The organism is Salipaludibacillus aurantiacus, assembly GCF_900111295.1.
Lineage (GTDB): Bacteria > Bacillota > Bacilli > Bacillales > Salisediminibacteriaceae > Salipaludibacillus > Salipaludibacillus aurantiacus.
In genome coordinates, this window is the sequence record NZ_FOGT01000001.1 from 69528 (window position 1) to 84798 (window position 15271).

14 protein-coding genes and 1 pseudogene are annotated in these 15271 nt (G+C 41.1%); 7 read left to right on the plus strand and 8 right to left on the minus strand.

The window, feature by feature from the left end:
* Positions 1-186: 186 nt before the first annotated feature.
* Positions 187-1148 (minus strand): annotated as a pseudogene (msrA, locus tag BMW59_RS21965) (peptide-methionine (S)-S-oxide reductase MsrA).
* Between the two features lie 276 nt (positions 1149-1424).
* Between msrA and BMW59_RS00340 the strand changes: the two are divergent.
* Positions 1425-2105 carry a queuosine precursor transporter gene (locus BMW59_RS00340; RefSeq protein WP_093047027.1) on the plus strand — a complete coding sequence of 227 codons (681 nt, stop codon included), beginning with the start codon at positions 1425-1427 and terminating at the stop codon, positions 2103-2105.
* A gap of 151 nt (positions 2106-2256) precedes the next feature.
* Here BMW59_RS00340 and BMW59_RS00345 read toward each other — a convergent pair whose 3' ends face one another.
* Positions 2257-3138, minus strand: a complete 882-nt coding sequence (locus tag BMW59_RS00345) for a fructosamine kinase family protein (RefSeq protein WP_093047028.1) — start codon at positions 3136-3138, stop codon at positions 2257-2259.
* A 145-nt stretch (positions 3139-3283) separates the two neighbouring features.
* On the opposite strand from BMW59_RS00345, the gene BMW59_RS00350 reads away from it, so the two are divergent.
* A complete protein-coding gene (locus BMW59_RS00350; RefSeq protein ID WP_093047029.1) occupies positions 3284-3679 on the plus strand; it encodes a DUF1722 domain-containing protein in 396 nt (131 codons plus the stop codon).
* A gap of 21 nt (positions 3680-3700) precedes the next feature.
* Positions 3701-3865, plus strand: a complete 165-nt coding sequence (locus BMW59_RS21450; protein ID WP_177174127.1) for a hypothetical protein — start codon at positions 3701-3703, stop codon at positions 3863-3865.
* Positions 3866-3908: 43 nt separating this feature from the next.
* On the opposite strand, the gene BMW59_RS00355 is transcribed toward BMW59_RS21450, so the two are convergent.
* From BMW59_RS00355 to BMW59_RS21455, 3 genes are read right to left on the minus strand one after another with little or no spacing between them, the layout of a single operon-like run.
* A complete protein-coding gene (locus BMW59_RS00355) occupies positions 3909-4829 on the minus strand; it encodes a dipeptidase (RefSeq protein WP_093047030.1) in 921 nt (306 codons plus the stop codon).
* A 19-nt stretch (positions 4830-4848) separates the two neighbouring features.
* The gene (gene fumC, locus BMW59_RS00360) at positions 4849-6237 is read right to left on the minus strand and encodes a class II fumarate hydratase (protein ID WP_093047031.1); all 1389 of its coding nucleotides are present in this window, start codon (positions 6235-6237) and stop codon (positions 4849-4851) included.
* 55 nt (positions 6238-6292) lie between these two features.
* The gene (locus BMW59_RS21455; protein ID WP_177174128.1) at positions 6293-6448 is read right to left on the minus strand and encodes a hypothetical protein; all 156 of its coding nucleotides are present in this window, start codon (positions 6446-6448) and stop codon (positions 6293-6295) included.
* 167 nt (positions 6449-6615) lie between these two features.
* On the opposite strand from BMW59_RS21455, the gene acsA reads away from it, so the two are divergent.
* A complete protein-coding gene (gene acsA, locus BMW59_RS00365) occupies positions 6616-8331 on the plus strand; it encodes an acetate--CoA ligase (protein WP_093047032.1) in 1716 nt (571 codons plus the stop codon).
* 53 nt (positions 8332-8384) lie between these two features.
* Here the strand turns inward: acsA and BMW59_RS00370 are convergent, their stop codons facing one another.
* Positions 8385-9137 carry a cell wall hydrolase gene (locus tag BMW59_RS00370; protein ID WP_093047033.1) on the minus strand — a complete coding sequence of 251 codons (753 nt, stop codon included), beginning with the start codon at positions 9135-9137 and terminating at the stop codon, positions 8385-8387.
* Positions 9138-9373: 236 nt separating this feature from the next.
* On the opposite strand from BMW59_RS00370, the gene BMW59_RS00375 reads away from it, so the two are divergent.
* From BMW59_RS00375 to BMW59_RS00385, 3 genes are all read left to right on the plus strand, one after another.
* Positions 9374-10762, plus strand: a complete 1389-nt coding sequence (locus BMW59_RS00375; RefSeq protein WP_093047034.1) for a sigma-54 interaction domain-containing protein — start codon at positions 9374-9376, stop codon at positions 10760-10762.
* A gap of 144 nt (positions 10763-10906) precedes the next feature.
* Positions 10907-12301 (plus strand): lysine 2,3-aminomutase, encoded by a 1395-nt coding sequence (gene kamA, locus BMW59_RS00380; protein ID WP_093047035.1) that lies wholly within the window; start codon positions 10907-10909, stop codon positions 12299-12301.
* 18 nt (positions 12302-12319) lie between these two features.
* The gene (locus BMW59_RS00385; RefSeq protein ID WP_093047036.1) at positions 12320-12598 is read left to right on the plus strand and encodes a YokU family protein; all 279 of its coding nucleotides are present in this window, start codon (positions 12320-12322) and stop codon (positions 12596-12598) included.
* Positions 12599-12902: 304 nt separating this feature from the next.
* On the opposite strand, the gene ablB is transcribed toward BMW59_RS00385, so the two are convergent.
* Positions 12903-13706, minus strand: a complete 804-nt coding sequence (ablB, locus tag BMW59_RS00390; RefSeq protein ID WP_093047037.1) for a putative beta-lysine N-acetyltransferase — start codon at positions 13704-13706, stop codon at positions 12903-12905.
* Positions 13707-13838: 132 nt separating this feature from the next.
* Positions 13839-15269: an aldehyde dehydrogenase family protein gene (locus tag BMW59_RS00395; protein ID WP_093047038.1), complete on the minus strand. Its 1431-nt coding sequence runs from the start codon at positions 15267-15269 to the stop codon at positions 13839-13841.
* Positions 15270-15271: the final 2 nt, after the last annotated feature.

Below are 15271 nucleotides of genomic sequence, written 5' to 3' on the forward strand. Positions count from 1 at the left end.
AGGTGCATTTACTTTGCACCTGCCTTTTTTATATGCTGACGTTATCTCTGAGCTGTGTTCTTGGATTGTGTTTATCAGACGTTAAAAGGATTTTTTGATGATAATTATTCAAACATACTGATAGAAGGGCTAAAATCGCCGATAGAATCCCATTTTTCTTTAATAGAAAAAAATCTACAGCATCTTTTATTTAAAAATTGACTTAAATCCCCCGTACCCTTCTTCTTCAAGCTGGTCTGCTGGAATAAAGCGGAGGGAAGCGGAATTGATGCAATACCGTAATCCACCAGGTTTGGGCCCGTCTGTGAAAACATGTCCCAGATGAGAGTCTGCTTCGGCACTTCTTACCTCAGTCCTGATCATAAAGTGGCTTGTATCTTTTTTCTCAACTACAGCATCACTTTTAAGAGGCTTTGTAAAACTGGGCCATCCACAGCTTGATTCAAACTTATCGTTTGAACTGAACAACGGTTCGCCGGATACAACGTCTACATACAGCCCTTCTTCAAAGAAATCCCATAAAGGATTTTTAAACGGAGGTTCCGTACCGTCTTCCTGTGTCACTTTATACTGTATTGGTGTCAGTTTGTTTTTTAAATCTTCTTTATTCATTTCTGTACCCCCCACTCCCTTTTTATAAAGCCTTCCCGTCCGCTGCCTTTTCTGTACATTTTATAATGAAACGGGTTCTTTTTATGATAATCCTGATGATATTCTTCTGCCGGATAAAAGACCGATGCTTCCCGAATTTTCGTGGCAATTGGCTCTTTAAATTTTCCGCTTTCTTCAAGTCTCTTTTTCGATAATTCTGCAATATGTTTCTGCTCTTCGTCGTGATAAAAAATGGCTGTCGTATAAGATTCCCCCCGGTCATGGAACTGGCCGCCAGGGTCTGTAGGGTCAATCTGCTGCCAAAACAGCTCAACAAGCTTTTCATACGGAAAAACAGCCGGATTATAAGTAATTTGCACAGCTTCCAGATGTCCCGTCGTTTCTGAACAAACTTCTCTATATGTGGGATTGCGGGTATGTCCGCCCGTATATCCTGAGATAACAGAGTGGATTCCCGGCTCTTCATCAAAAGGAGAGACCATGCACCAGAAACACCCTCCGGCAAATGTCGCTTTCTTTAACTCCTCTTCCGCCATAAAATAACCTCCTTGTCTGCTAATTGAGTGACTTATCCAACTTGGCATCATTATAACATGGGAAATGGTGGATTCCTCGCCATATGCTTTTTGCTGGATATAAGGTTCACTATCCTGGCATTCTTCACTTTCCGTACTTTAAATACCCTCATTTTCTTCCTTTTTTGTCAAAACGCCTGCCTCTTGTTAAAGAACTATGTTTTTTGTATGATTAATCAGTATGTGCGTACGCAGTTTCAAACCTCCTGCGTTATCATCACTAAGGAGACGATAGTTATGCCCAATGAAATGATATGGTTTATTTTTGCCGCTGTTAATTTTAGTATGCTTCTTTTATTTTACCGGTTATTTGGAAAAACAGGTTTGTTTGTATGGATCGGTTTTTCAACTGTCGCAGCCAATCTGCAGGTTATTAAACTGGTTGAACTTTTTGGCCTTGTTGCTACTCTCGGTAATATTATGTATGGAACAGTGTTTTTAGCTACTGATATTCTTAATGAAAAATATGGAAAGAAAGAAGCAAGAAAAGCTGTCTGGTTCGGTTTTTCATCTCTTCTAGCCGTAACAATCATTATGCAGTTTGTTCTTGCTTTCCAGCCCCATGCAGATGATATGGCTCATGAGCACTTATCTTTTATTTTTGAGCTCCTTCCACAGGTTGTCGTGGCGAGCCTGCTTGCTTATTTGATCAGCCAGCTCCTGGATGTGCAAATCTATGCTTTATTTAAAAAAGTTTTTCATAAGCCATCGCAGCTATGGATGCGCAATAGTTTCAGCACCGCAATCAGCCAGTTTATTGATACGGTTATTTTTTGCAGCATTGCATTTTATGGATGGTATGAATTTGGCGTCTGGCTGGAAGTACTTCTGACTACTTATTTTATTAAGTTTATTGTGGCAGCAATTGATACGCCATTTATATATATTGCAAGAAAGCTTAATCCAAAAGAAAATTAAAGCGAAAGAACATGGCTGGGACAAAAGAATAGTAATCACAAAGACATCCGAACAAAATATCAATTTTTGTTCGGATGTTCTTTCGGGAAAAGCAGTGATTTCTGTCCGCCTGGGGACGTTTGCCCAGGGACTTGTCTTCAGCAAAATCAACTTAACCTGTATATCTCTTTAATATAAAATCTACCTGACTTCCATACATTTCGCCAAACATATTTAAATGTACAAATAAATAAAACAGCTGATACAAAGGTTTTCTGTTATTATATTCACTATCCACCGGCAACCGGTCTTTATAGGCATCGTAAAAGTTATTTGAAAAGCCTCCGAACAATTCTGTAAAAGCCAGTTCCATTTCATGATGCCCGTAAAATACTGAAGGATCGATCAAATAAATATCACCGCCAGATGAGGTCATCCAATTACCGGACCATAAATCCCCGTGTAACAGCCTGGGGGTAATATCTGAACCCGGGATCCATTCATCCAGCCTTTCTAACAGTTTTTCTACCCTTTTCTTACGTATGGCAGGCAATAGTCCGTTTTTTTCGGCGATTTCCGCCTGGCTCCTCAACCTCTTTCTTTTATAGTAGGTGCACCAGTCAGTCCACCAGCCATTTTGCTGTGGTATTTCACCTATATAAGTTAATTTGCTGTAGCCGAAAGACGTGTGAGTCATCTCATGTAAATTAGCTATTGAATTTCCCAGTAATTGATCACCCCTGCCGGGGGCCTTGCCATCCTCTATCCATTCCATCACAAGGCCATGCCGTTCCGGGCTTTCAGTTGTGAATACCCCAAATACTTTCGGAGTATAAACTTCATTAGCCTTTCCAAGTAGCCTTAGACCCTCTGCTTCTATATTAAAAAAATCAGCAGGCATGGATCTGTGTGTCTTTATAAACAGCTCATGGGTTTGTGTAGTTATATGGTATGACTCGTTTATATCTCCTCCAGAAACTGGCTGGACATTTAAAAGACCGCTATTTAACCCTGTTTGCTTTAAAGCTTCTTTTATCCATGATACCTCCGTCATAGCGGGACCTCCTTTAGCAAGGCATTTTTTTCGTAAAAATTTTGAATTTTCGTTATAATTAAACTGTAACTCTCTCTCATAAGGAGGTGTTTCTATTTTAAAGAAAGACGCAGAACAAATCTGGGCAAAAAATAAGTATGAAATTATGATGAAAGGGTATAAGTCCTACAAAAATATTCAAGCGTCATTAAAAACGGCTTCCTCTCCAGAAAATTATAAAAAAATTTACGAGCAAATTCAAAGTATTAAATCTGACCCTTTTCTGCATAAAGATGTTATTAATACTCTCGAACATCTCTGGGGTTATTTTAAAGTTAAAGCTCACCCTGGTGATAAAGAGCAGTTTTTCATCTTGTTAAACAGGTGCAGACAGCAGCCAGTCATTTCCTACCTCTATTACCCGGAAGACGTCCGGTACACTCTCGCCTTTATTTCTTATTTATTAGAAACACATCCAGACCCTTATTTACTTCAGTCCACTTTGTTTTTACCTCAGAATGAATGGAATACTTTACCGGATTCGCCCCCAAGTAAAATATGACATGATAAAGGAGGGAATTCCATGAATGAAGAGCACACCTGCCCCAACTGCGGCGGGACACTGATCGATGATATATGGGAAACAATTAATACAAGTGCTGATGGTTCTTATACGATTCACTCTTATCTCGCAAAAAAATGTTTGTTAAAATGCGGTTATTTTACTCCTTTAATTAAGGAAGAGTAGACGGGGGCGTCTACTCTTCCTTTTTTACCTCGGAGTCTCCCTTTTAAACAGGAAGCTGATCGAGAACATTTTTGTAAGCAAAACCACGAACAGTTTCTTCACTGTACCTTTTTTGTAATTCATTAATCAGGTTCTGATATTTTCCGCTGTGTTCCAGATTTTTCACAAAAGTACTGATACCATCGAAGTCCGATCCCAATGCTACGTGCCGTTTACCCCCCAAAGCGCAAAAATGGTCTATATGGGCAATTAAATCGTCAACGCCTGCAACTTCACCTTTAACAAACTCAGGACAATAAACAACCCCTATTAATCCATTCTTTTTAAAAATGGCTTCAGCCTGTTTATCATCGAGGTTACGTCTGTGCGGGCACACACTTTTCGAGTTGGAATGAGTGGCGACCGGATAATTAGCAGCTTCTGCCGCATCCCAGAAAGACCGTTCAGAGAGATGAGACAGATCTGTCCATACTTTTGCCTCGTTATTCATTCTCACCACTTCAAAGCCGAGCTCTGTAAGCCCTGCCCCCCGGCGTTCTCCCACGCCATCAGCACAAAGGTTGGCGTTATTCCAGGTTAAACCGACTGATTTCACACCTAGCTGATAAAGGGTCCTCAATTTTGTTAAATCGTTTCCGAAAGCATCCGCTCCCTCAAGGGATAATAGCGCGCCTGTCTCATTTTCGTTTAAACTCCGCAAATCATCCCAATCGGTTATTTTTTTAATCTCCGGGTGCTTTGCTATTATTTCGGTATGGAACAAATCAATTTGTTCAAGTGCTGTCTGAAACTTTTCATCACTTGGAATGTACGGTTCCACAAAAACAGCAAAAACCTGGAGTCCTATCTCCCCCTTAGCTAATCGTTCAGCATTTACATTTAGAGCAGGAGCATCCTTAAAAGATAATGTCCGGTCTTCATGCAATTTCAGCAAGGCGTCGCAGTGTAAATCAAAAACTCTCATCCCTAAGCCCCTTCCGGCATTATTCTGTTGGTCTTACCATCTTTTCAAGGTTAATATATTCATCAAATTGCTCTTCTGTTAAATAGCCTAGTTCAACAGCTGTTTCTTTGAGAGTTGAATTATTCTTAAAGGCCGTTTTAGCAATGGCAGCCGCCTTTTCGTATCCAATGTGCGGGTTAAGGGCAGTCACAAGCATAAGAGAATTTTTCACATGCTTTTCTATAATTTCCTCATTTACTTCAATTCCAACCATGCACTTCTCATTAAACGAATCCATCGCATCACTTAAAAGCCTTACTGACTGAAGGAAATTATAAATAATTACCGGCTTAAAGACATTTAATTCAAAGTTCCCCTGGCTTGCCGCAAATCCAATTGCCGCATCATTTCCAAACACTTGTGACACTGTCATAGTTAAAGCTTCAGACTGAGTGGGATTGACTTTGCCCGGCATAATTGAGCTTCCTGGTTCATTAGCAGGAATAGTAATTTCACCAATGCCTGAGCGTGGCCCGCTTGCAAGCCAGCGCACATCATTAGCAATCTTCATCAGGTCAGCCGCAAGGCCTTTAACAGCCCCGTGGACATAGACAATCTCATCATGGCTTGTTAAAGCATGAAATTTGTTTTCAGACGAACAGAATGTTTCTCCTGTTATTCTGCTGATTTCTTCTGCTGTATAGTCGCCGAATTTAGGATGGGCATTAATCCCTGTCCCAACTGCTGTTCCGCCTATCGCTAAATTGCGCAGCTGTTCGGATGACTGTTCGATCATTTCTTCTGATTTTTTAAGCATATGAGCCCATCCGCTAATTTCCTGGCCTAAAGTTAGCGGAGTGGCATCCTGCAAATGCGTACGGCCAATTTTTATAACATTATCAAATAATTGTGATTTTTCTTCCACCGTCTTTTTCAGTCGCTGCAAAGCAGGAAGCAGACGTTCTTTCACATCTTTTAACGCGGCAATGTGCATCGCAGTCGGAAAGGTATCATTGGAGCTTTGCGAACGGTTAACATCATCGTTCGGATGAATTTTTAATTCACTTCCATTTTCTGAAAGCACTTCATTTCCGCGATAAGCCACCACTTCATTCATATTCATATTGGACTGTGTCCCGCTTCCTGTCTGCCAGACAACCAGTGGAAAATGTTCGTATGTACCCTGTTCTCTTAATTCACGACAAACATCCTGTATAACCTCTCCTTTTTCTTTTTCAATGTTACCAAGACGGAGGTTTGCAGCTGCCGTCGCTTCTTTTAGTATAGTAAAGGCTTCCACTACTTCTTTCGGCATTTTTTCAGACCCGATTTTAAAATTCTCCAGACTTCTTTGCGTTTGAGCCCCCCACCATTTTTCAGACGGGACTTTCACTTCACCTAACGTGTCTTTTTCCATACGATAGCTCATCATACATCCTCCTCATTTTTAAAAGTCTGTTTGGTTCTTCTGTCCACGACTTGCCTTAAATAAGAATCATACTTACAGTAACCACTTGCTGAATAATATAAACAATCAGCAGAATCACTCCAATAGTAAGTATAACCCGGAACACAGCCCCTACAATTCTCAATAGGACAATCCCTACAACAATTAATATTAAAACTGTCAAAATATCCACTTTACTCACCCCTTATGCCCTTATGTTTAAGTTACTTTTCTTTATAAGAAAAATCAAGAATGAACATTTGTTTCCTTCTTTTTAAAATAATAACTTTATAAAGGTTTGAAATTTCAAAATATTAAGTTTATGATATTTGTATAACTGATTTTTTGGAGGTGGCGAGTATGGAAGTTTTACAACCTAAGCAAGAGACTTATCAGTTAAATGATTATGAAAAAGCCAGAGAGTCATTTCAATGGGATGATGTAAAAAAAGAATTTTCATGGTATAAAAGCGGCAAAATCAATGTGGCATATGAGTGTATCGATCGCCATGCAGATGAAGGAAAAGGAAATAAAACTGCCCTGCTTTATTCGGATGCTTCAAGAAATGAAAGTTATACATTTAACGATCTGAAAAAAAGAACAAATCAGGCCGCTCACATGTTCCGCAGATTGAATGTGAATAAAGGTGACCGGGTATTTATTTTCATGCCGCGTTCTCCTGAACTCTATATCGCTCTTCTCGGTGCAGTTAAAATGGGGGCAGTAGTAGGGCCTTTATTTGAAGCATTTATGAAAGAAGCTGTCCGCAGCCGTCTGGAAGATAGTGAAGCAAAAGTAATTGTGACGACTCCGGAACTCGTATCGAGAGTTCCGCATGAGGAACTCCCCCACCTTGAGAAAATCATTCTTGTAGGAGAACATGCCGCCACAAACGATCCGTTTTATTCTTTCTCCGAAGAAATGAAAGCGTCACCAAATGACGACAGCGCTATTGAGTGGGTGAATTTGGAAGACGGACTTATTCTCCATTATACCTCAGGATCTACAGGTAAGCCTAAAGGGGTTTATCACGTGCATAACGCTATGCTCCAGCATTACCAGACAGCTAAATGGGTGCTGGATTTGCGGGAAGATGACATTTACTGGTGTACAGCGGATCCTGGCTGGGTGACAGGGACCTCTTACGGTATTTTCGGCCCCTGGCTAAATGGCGTAACAAATGTTGTACGGGGTGGACGTTTCTCTCCTGACGACTGGTATAACACAATTGACACGTTCAACGTCACTGTCTGGTACAGTGCCCCTACGGCATTCCGTATGCTGATGGCAGCGCCGAAAGATATACTTGAAAAGTACGATTTAAACTCCCTGCGCCATATTTTAAGTGTGGGTGAACCTTTAAATCCGGAAGTTGTGCGATGGGGATGGGATGTCTTTAAACATAGAATTCATGACACGTGGTGGATGACCGAAACAGGCGGTATGCTGATTTGTAATTATTTAAGTGAACCTGTGAAACCCGGCTCCATGGGCAAACCCTTCCCTGGCATTCATGCTGCCATTATAGACAATGAAGGGAATGAATTACCGCCGAATGAAATGGGCCATCTTGCTATTCAAACAGGCTGGCCTGCCCAGATGAGAAAGATTTGGAAAAACGATGAAAAATTCCAGGAGTATTTTTCTATCCCCGGCTGGTACGTCTCTGGAGATACAGCTTTCAGGGATGACGAAGGCTACTTTTGGTTCCAGGGCAGGAATGATGATGTGATTATGACTGCAGGAGAGCGTGTAGGTCCGTTTGAAATTGAAAGTAAACTGGTTGAACACCCTGCAGTAGCGGAAGCTGGGGTTATTGGTAAACCTGATGAGATGCGGGGACATATTATAAAAGCTTTTATTGCCTTGAGACCAGAGTATAAAACATCAGACGAATTGAAAAGTGAAATTCAGAAGTTTATTAAAACTGAACTTGCCGCCCATGCCGTACCAAAAGAAATAGAATTTAAAGATAAGCTTCCAAAAACCCGAAGCGGTAAAATTATGCGGCGTGTACTTAAAGCCTGGGAAATGAACGAACCGGCCGGTGATTTATCTACAATGGATGATGCTTAGTTAACAAAAACCCCTGGAGGCTCATTCTCCAAGGGTTTTTTTGTCCTTAATCATTATTGTCTCGCGAATACATGATTTCCTATCCGCTGACTAACCGTCAGATTGTTCACCCAATTTGAGGTCGCAGTAGCGGGGTTATAAAAGTAAACGGCACCGTTAGTCGGATCGTATCCATTTACTGCGTCTTCTACAGCACGGATAGCTTCCCTGTCTGCCGCCCGGTAAATTTCTCCGTTCTGAACCGGTTCAAATGCGTAAATATTGCCCGAACCATACGTTTCATAAACCACACCGCTGATTGATGAAGGGAAATCAGGGTGAGCAGTTCTGTTTAAGACAACCGCAGCCACCGCCACTTTTCCTTTATAAGGCTCTCCTCTGGCCTCTGCATGGACTAGACGGGCCAACAATTCTTTTTCTTGTGAAGAATAAGCTTGAGATGCGGGTGCTGCTTTATTTATAGTAAGAGACTGGCCAGGATAGATCGCTGAACCGGATAGTCCGTTCCATCCGCGTAATTGTGAAACAGTTACACCATATCTATTGGCAATGATCCATAACGTTTCCCCGTGCCTGACAGTGTGAGTAACCGAACCTCCAGGGATACTAAGGGATTGACCCGGATAGATCATATTGCTGGATAAATTATTTTCTCTTCGCAAGGCTTCAGCAGTTACACCGTAGTTTTGGCCGATCGTCCAAAGGCTGTCTCCTGACCTCACTTCATACGTTGAGGCAGACACACCATTATGGGAAGTAAATAGCAAAACTCCAGCCAAAGCAATTGAGAACATCCATTTCTTCATAAAAAAAAAGCCTCCTTTTTTTAATAAAAAACTACAAGTATTATAGTAATGAATTAAATCCAGCAATTCCTTAGTAGATTGTTAGATAAATTCCCATAAACCTCCATATAATGTTGAAAGCCAGCTGGATAAGAAGTAATATTAAACTAGATGCCGAATTTCCAGCACTTATTGACCATTCTCCGGCATCAAAAGAGGTGAGCTAAATTTTTGCAGCGAACGCAGACACTAACGAAATGCTGAAGGCTATTTTAAAAAGCATTGATGAGGGAATTCATGTGATAGACAGGGAAGGACGAACCATTTATTATAATCGAATAGCTGCGGATCATGATGGCATGAATGCCGAAGAAGTGATTGGAAAGCCCCTGCTCGAAGTGTTCCCTTCTTTAACTTTTGAAACAAGCACCATGCTAAAAGTTGTTAAGACAGGCAGACCAATGTATAACAAGCACCAGACTTACCGGAATATTAAAGGAAAATTAATCGATACTGTAAATACGACGATTCCCATTATCGTCGGTAAAGACATTCTCGGAGCGGCTGAAATTGCTAAAGATTATTCAAGAGTAAAAGAATTATCCAATAAACTCATCGAATTACAGACCCAAATGGATAAACGGATTGAAAAACCGAAAAACGTCAGTAAATACTCAACTAACTATACATTTGAAGATATTATAACTGCGGATCCTGCTATGAAGAAAACCATAGCCAGGGCTGAGCGGGTGTCTAAGACGACGTCCCCTATTCTTGTATATGGGGAAACCGGAACAGGCAAAGAACTGCTTGTCCAGGGCATCCATCACCGGTCTGCCCGGTGCCGCGGTCCTTTTATATCGCAAAACTGCGCTGCTATTCCTCCTTCCCTGCTGGAAAGTATGCTGTTTGGCACAACGAAAGGCAGTTTTACCGGGGCAGAAAATAAAGAAGGGCTGTTTGAATTAGCCCATGGAGGCACACTCTTTTTAGATGAAATTCATACCCTTCCTTTCGACTTGCAGGCTAAGTTGCTCCGTGTTCTCGAGGACGGTGTGGTCAGACGGGTTGGCTCTCACAAAACCGTTCAAACTGATGTAAGGATCATTACAGCCACTAACGAAAAACCTGCTGATTTGCTTAAGAAGAAATTGATCAGAAAAGATCTTTATTACCGTTTGAATGTTGTTTCTTTATCTCTCCCGCCGTTAAGAGACAGAATAGATGACCTTCCTATACTGATTCAGACGTTTATAAATACTTATAACCATAAATTCGGACTGCAAGTAAAGAAGATTGATAAAGAAGCTTTAAGTGCTTTTTATCTTTATGACTGGCCCGGAAATATTCGCGAATTGCGGCATGCCATCGAATCGGCTATGAATATGAGTGACTCGGAAGAACTTACGCTTGAACATTTCCCCCCATACCTCAGTGAACTTGGAAGAAGTTCTCTCACCACCTCAAATCCTGAAGGTTATGACGTTGAAAAAAGGGGATTAAAAACCAGTGTTGAAGATTTTGAGAAAAGAGTTATTTTGGATATTTATGAGAAGGAAAACGGAAACGTAAAACGAACTGCTGAAAAATTAAGAATCCCTAGACAAACTCTTCAGTACAAACTCCAAAAATATAAACTTATTTAGCGAAGTGCCGGAAAACCGGCACTTCTTTTAATTTTCAATTTTAAATAAGTGTTATCAAAGGCTCGAAAGCCGTTTTAGTTTTGGCATGAAAATTGCATTATATAAATAGTGAGAATTTTTTTACAATAAAGGAGGCGCTCTACTATGAAACTTGACTTGTATAAAGCCGAAAGACACTGGCAAGAGATTGAACTTTGGAAAGACGTAACCGAAGACCAATGGAATGACTGGATTTGGCAATTAACAAATACGATCCGCACGCTGGACGATTTAAAAAAAGTAGTAAATTTAACTCCTGACGAAGAAGAGGGCGTCAAAATTTCCACAAAAACGATCCCTCTAAACATTACTCCTTATTATGCATCATTAATGAACCCCGATGACCCAAGGTGTCCGATTAGAATGCAGTCTGTTCCAATTTCTGCCGAGATACAAAAGACAAAATATGATTTAGAAGACCCTTTATTTGAAGACGAAGACTCCCCTGTGCCAGGTCTCACACATCGTTATCCTGACCGGGTACTTTTCCTTGTAACTAATCAATGTTCTATGTATTGCCGTTATTGTACACGCCGCCGTTTTTCCGGGCAGATCGGAATGGGTGTCCCTAAAAAACAGCTGGACGGTGCCATCAATTATATCAGGAACACGCCGGAAGTCCGTGATGTGCTGATTTCCGGAGGTGACGGCCTGTTAATTAATGATCAGATACTCGAATATGTGCTTAAAAACTTGAGAGAAATCGATCATGTGGAAATTATCCGGATTGGAACAAGAGCCCCTGTCGTATTCCCGCAGCGAATTACCGAAAACCTTTGCAATATCCTGAAAAAATACCATCCAGTATGGGTTAACACTCATTTTAATACGTCCCTTGAAATAACTGAGGAGTCGAAAAAAGCCGTTGAAATGCTTGCCAACGCAGGTGTCCCTGTCGGGAACCAGGCAGTTATTTTAGCTGGGATTAATGACAGTGTGGAAATTATGAAAAAATTATGCCATGACCTCGTTAAAATCCGGTGCAGACCATATTACATTTATCAATGTGACTTATCGGAAGGAATTGGGCATTTCCGTACCCCGGTTTCTAAAGGGCTTGAAATTATCGAAGGGCTGAGGGGGCACACGTCAGGTTACGCAGTCCCATCTTTCGTCGTTGATGCTCCAGGGGGCGGTGGTAAAATTACTCTGCAGCCGAACTACATGATCTCTCAAAGTCCTGATAAAGTCGTACTGAGAAATTTCGAAGGGGTAATAACGACCTACCCGGAACCAAAACACTATCTGCCCGGCACAGCGGAGGATTATTTCTACAAATACTACGAGAAAAAAGACCAAAAGAGAGCCGGCGTTTCAGCTTTAATGAATGATGAAGAATTTAACCTTGTCCCTGAAGGTATCCAGCGGTTGAATCGCAGAAGTTCCTACAGTCAGGATGAATCTCATCAGTCTCTTAAAGACCGGCGTTCTAAACGGGATGAAATGATTGAAAAAAAATGGGCTAAAGAACAGCAGAACTACAACAAGGAAAAAGTCTGATCAGAGGAGAGTGTATGTATGCAGTGTAAATGGTGTCAATCAGAGCAGGCTGTTGAGTCACGTGAGCCGGCATACTGGGAACTGCCTGATGGAACCCGGGCTGTTGAAATTCAGAAAGTGCCTTCAATTAAATGCCCTGACTGTCATATAGTTTATATCGAAGAAGATCAAATAGAAAAAATTGAAACTCAGTTTATGCTTATTGATACGAAAAAACTGGGGGCTAAGTTTACGTTTAATGAGCTTATGGAACAGCCTACTCTTTTGAAAAAAAATTACTTTACAGTTAAGGAATAAACAGAGATAAAAGGGTGGGACAAAAAAATAGTAATCATAAAGAAGGCCGAACAAATCTTATAATTTTTGTTCGGTTTTTCGCTTTTGTACTTATTAAAAATTAACTCTGATAAATAATAATGGCAGTGATTTCAGTCCGCCAGGCGGACGCTTGCCCAGGGGCTTGTTCTTTTAATCTGCCGGTTCACTCTTGGCGAAGGCTGTCTTTAGTTTTATCCCAACCTCGATATTTTTACATAAAAGAGGGTGTCTCAATTAAGGTCCTTCTTTCAGACCTTTGAGAAACCCTCTTAGCTTTTCCCTGTTAGTTTTTCAGTTTTTTTACCCATATGTTCATATCTTCATATCCAGAGGAAATTTTACAGTTATTCACCAGGGTCCCTTTATATGTATAATCCAGGCGTTTAACTGTCATATTCATTCCCACAGAAACAGCACGTGTGATAGAAAAAGCGTTAAAAATCCGTTCTTTGACCAGGCGGGTTTCCAATTCCAGAATAAGTCCATGCAGGATGTTCCGGCCCCGGTAATCAGGATCAACAGCGCAATCAGTTATCTCAGCGCTCTGGTATCCTGTTTTCATAGCAGAGGCAGCTCCGATGACCTTTCCCTGATCTTTAGCAGTTACAAAGGTATAGTTATTATTCATTGAGGCCTTAATATAATTTTGATCAAAAATATTTGTCGGGTATACATCAAACACCCGCTTATATAAAGAAGTTAATTGATCCAGATCTGATTCTTCAAGATGACTGAACAGGATCCCTTTCCAAGACTGCGAAGGTACAGCCTTATCGTTTTTCACTATATTTAAAACATCTTTGTTTTTAGTGGCTGAGGCCGATTTGTTCCGCTCTTCCTTTAAAAACAATGAAAAAATTTTTGCTGTTTTTCCTTCAAAAAAACCGGGGAGATCTGCTTCATGCTGAAACCCCAGATCTAATAAAGTGTCCTGATGGTTTTCTAATGTATAAACAGTAAACTTACCTGCCGGTGCATTTTTAATTTTTTCTTTAACCTTCTCCTGCTCTTGCGCAGATAAGTCAGGCAAGTAAGCAACCAGTCGGTCATTCCATAAATCCACGTCCCACAACGCTTTGAGTCCCATAAACAATCCTCCCGCTTTTAATGCTTCTCTCTGACAGGGAAAAACAGTCTTTCCTCCCTGTCAGATGTTAACATTTTAGTATTCCCCCACAACCGGATATCTAACAGTCTTGTATAATACACTTCAATACAATTATTTAAAAGAGCTATTATTGAAAGAAACAAGTTTTATTTCTGTCATCTCTTCTATAGCGTATTTAATACCTTCTCTGCCGGACCCGCTTTTTTTCATTCCTCCATAAGGCATATGATCCACCCTGAAAGTAGGGAAATCATTGATCATAACGCCTCCTACCTCCAGTTCTTCTGAGGCGTGAAATGCATGTGAAATCTTTTCAGTATACACTCCTGCTTGAAGGCCGAAATCCGAATTGTTTACTAAACCAATGGCTTCCTCCCACTCTTTAAAAGGTGAAATTGTTACCACAGGCCCAAATACTTCTTCACAAGAAACTTTCATGGAGGGGGCGACATTTTCAATTACCGCTGGAGTAATCATCCCGTTATTCTCCTCACCGCCCGTAACAATTTTGGCCCCTTGCTCCGCAGCTTCGTTAATCCAGGACAAAACCCGGTCTTTTTCTTCCGGGGAGATCATAGCTGAAATTTGCGTCCCTTCATCAAGGGGATCGCCTAAAACCATGTTTTCTGCTTTTTCTTTCATCTTTTTAATTAATTGTTTGTAACAGGATTCATGCACAAAAATCCGCTGGACAGAAATACACACCTGACCCTGGTAAGTGAACGCCCCTGTTGCGATCCTGTCTGCAATAGCTTCAATGTCTGTCCCTTCATCAATAATAACAGCGGAGTTAGATCCAAGTTCCAGCGTGACCTTTTTTAAGCCAGCTTTATTTCGAATAGACATCCCCACTTCCGGGCTGCCCGTAAAAGTAATTACTTTTACTCTGTCATCTGTTACCAGAGCTTCGCCAACGACACTTCCTTTTCCTGTAATCACATTCAAGGCTCCCTTTGGAAGACCTGCTTTCTCAAATAATTCAGCTATAAAAAATGCAGACAGAGGAGTTTGAGATGCAGGCTTAAGTACGACCGGACAGCCGCTTGCTATGGCAGGACCGAGTTTGTGCGCTACCAGATTCATAGGAAAGTTAAACGGCGTAATAGCCGCCACTACTCCTGCAGGCTCTCTAACAGCATAAGCCGTACGGTTTTCTCCGCCGGGAACGGCATCCATATTAACCATTTCATTTGGAAGCCTTCTTGCTTCTTCACTTGCAAGCTTATATGTCATTAGTGATCTGGCTACTTCTCCCCTTGCTGTCTGAATTGGTTTAGCCGCCTCAACAGCTATCAGCCTGGCACACTCTTCACGGTTCTCTTCAATAAGCCTGCTCACATTCTCCAGAATTTGCGCCCTTTCATGGGCAGGCATTTTTTTCAGCTGCTTTCGTGCGTTGTACGCTGCTTGAACGGCTGCATCAACTTCCTGGTGGGTTGCCAAAGGAATTTCTGCAATTTTTTCACCGCTGTAAGGAGAATAAAGGTCCTGAACATTCGCTGCTCCAACCCATTCTCCATTAATGAACAGGCTTTTTCTCATAA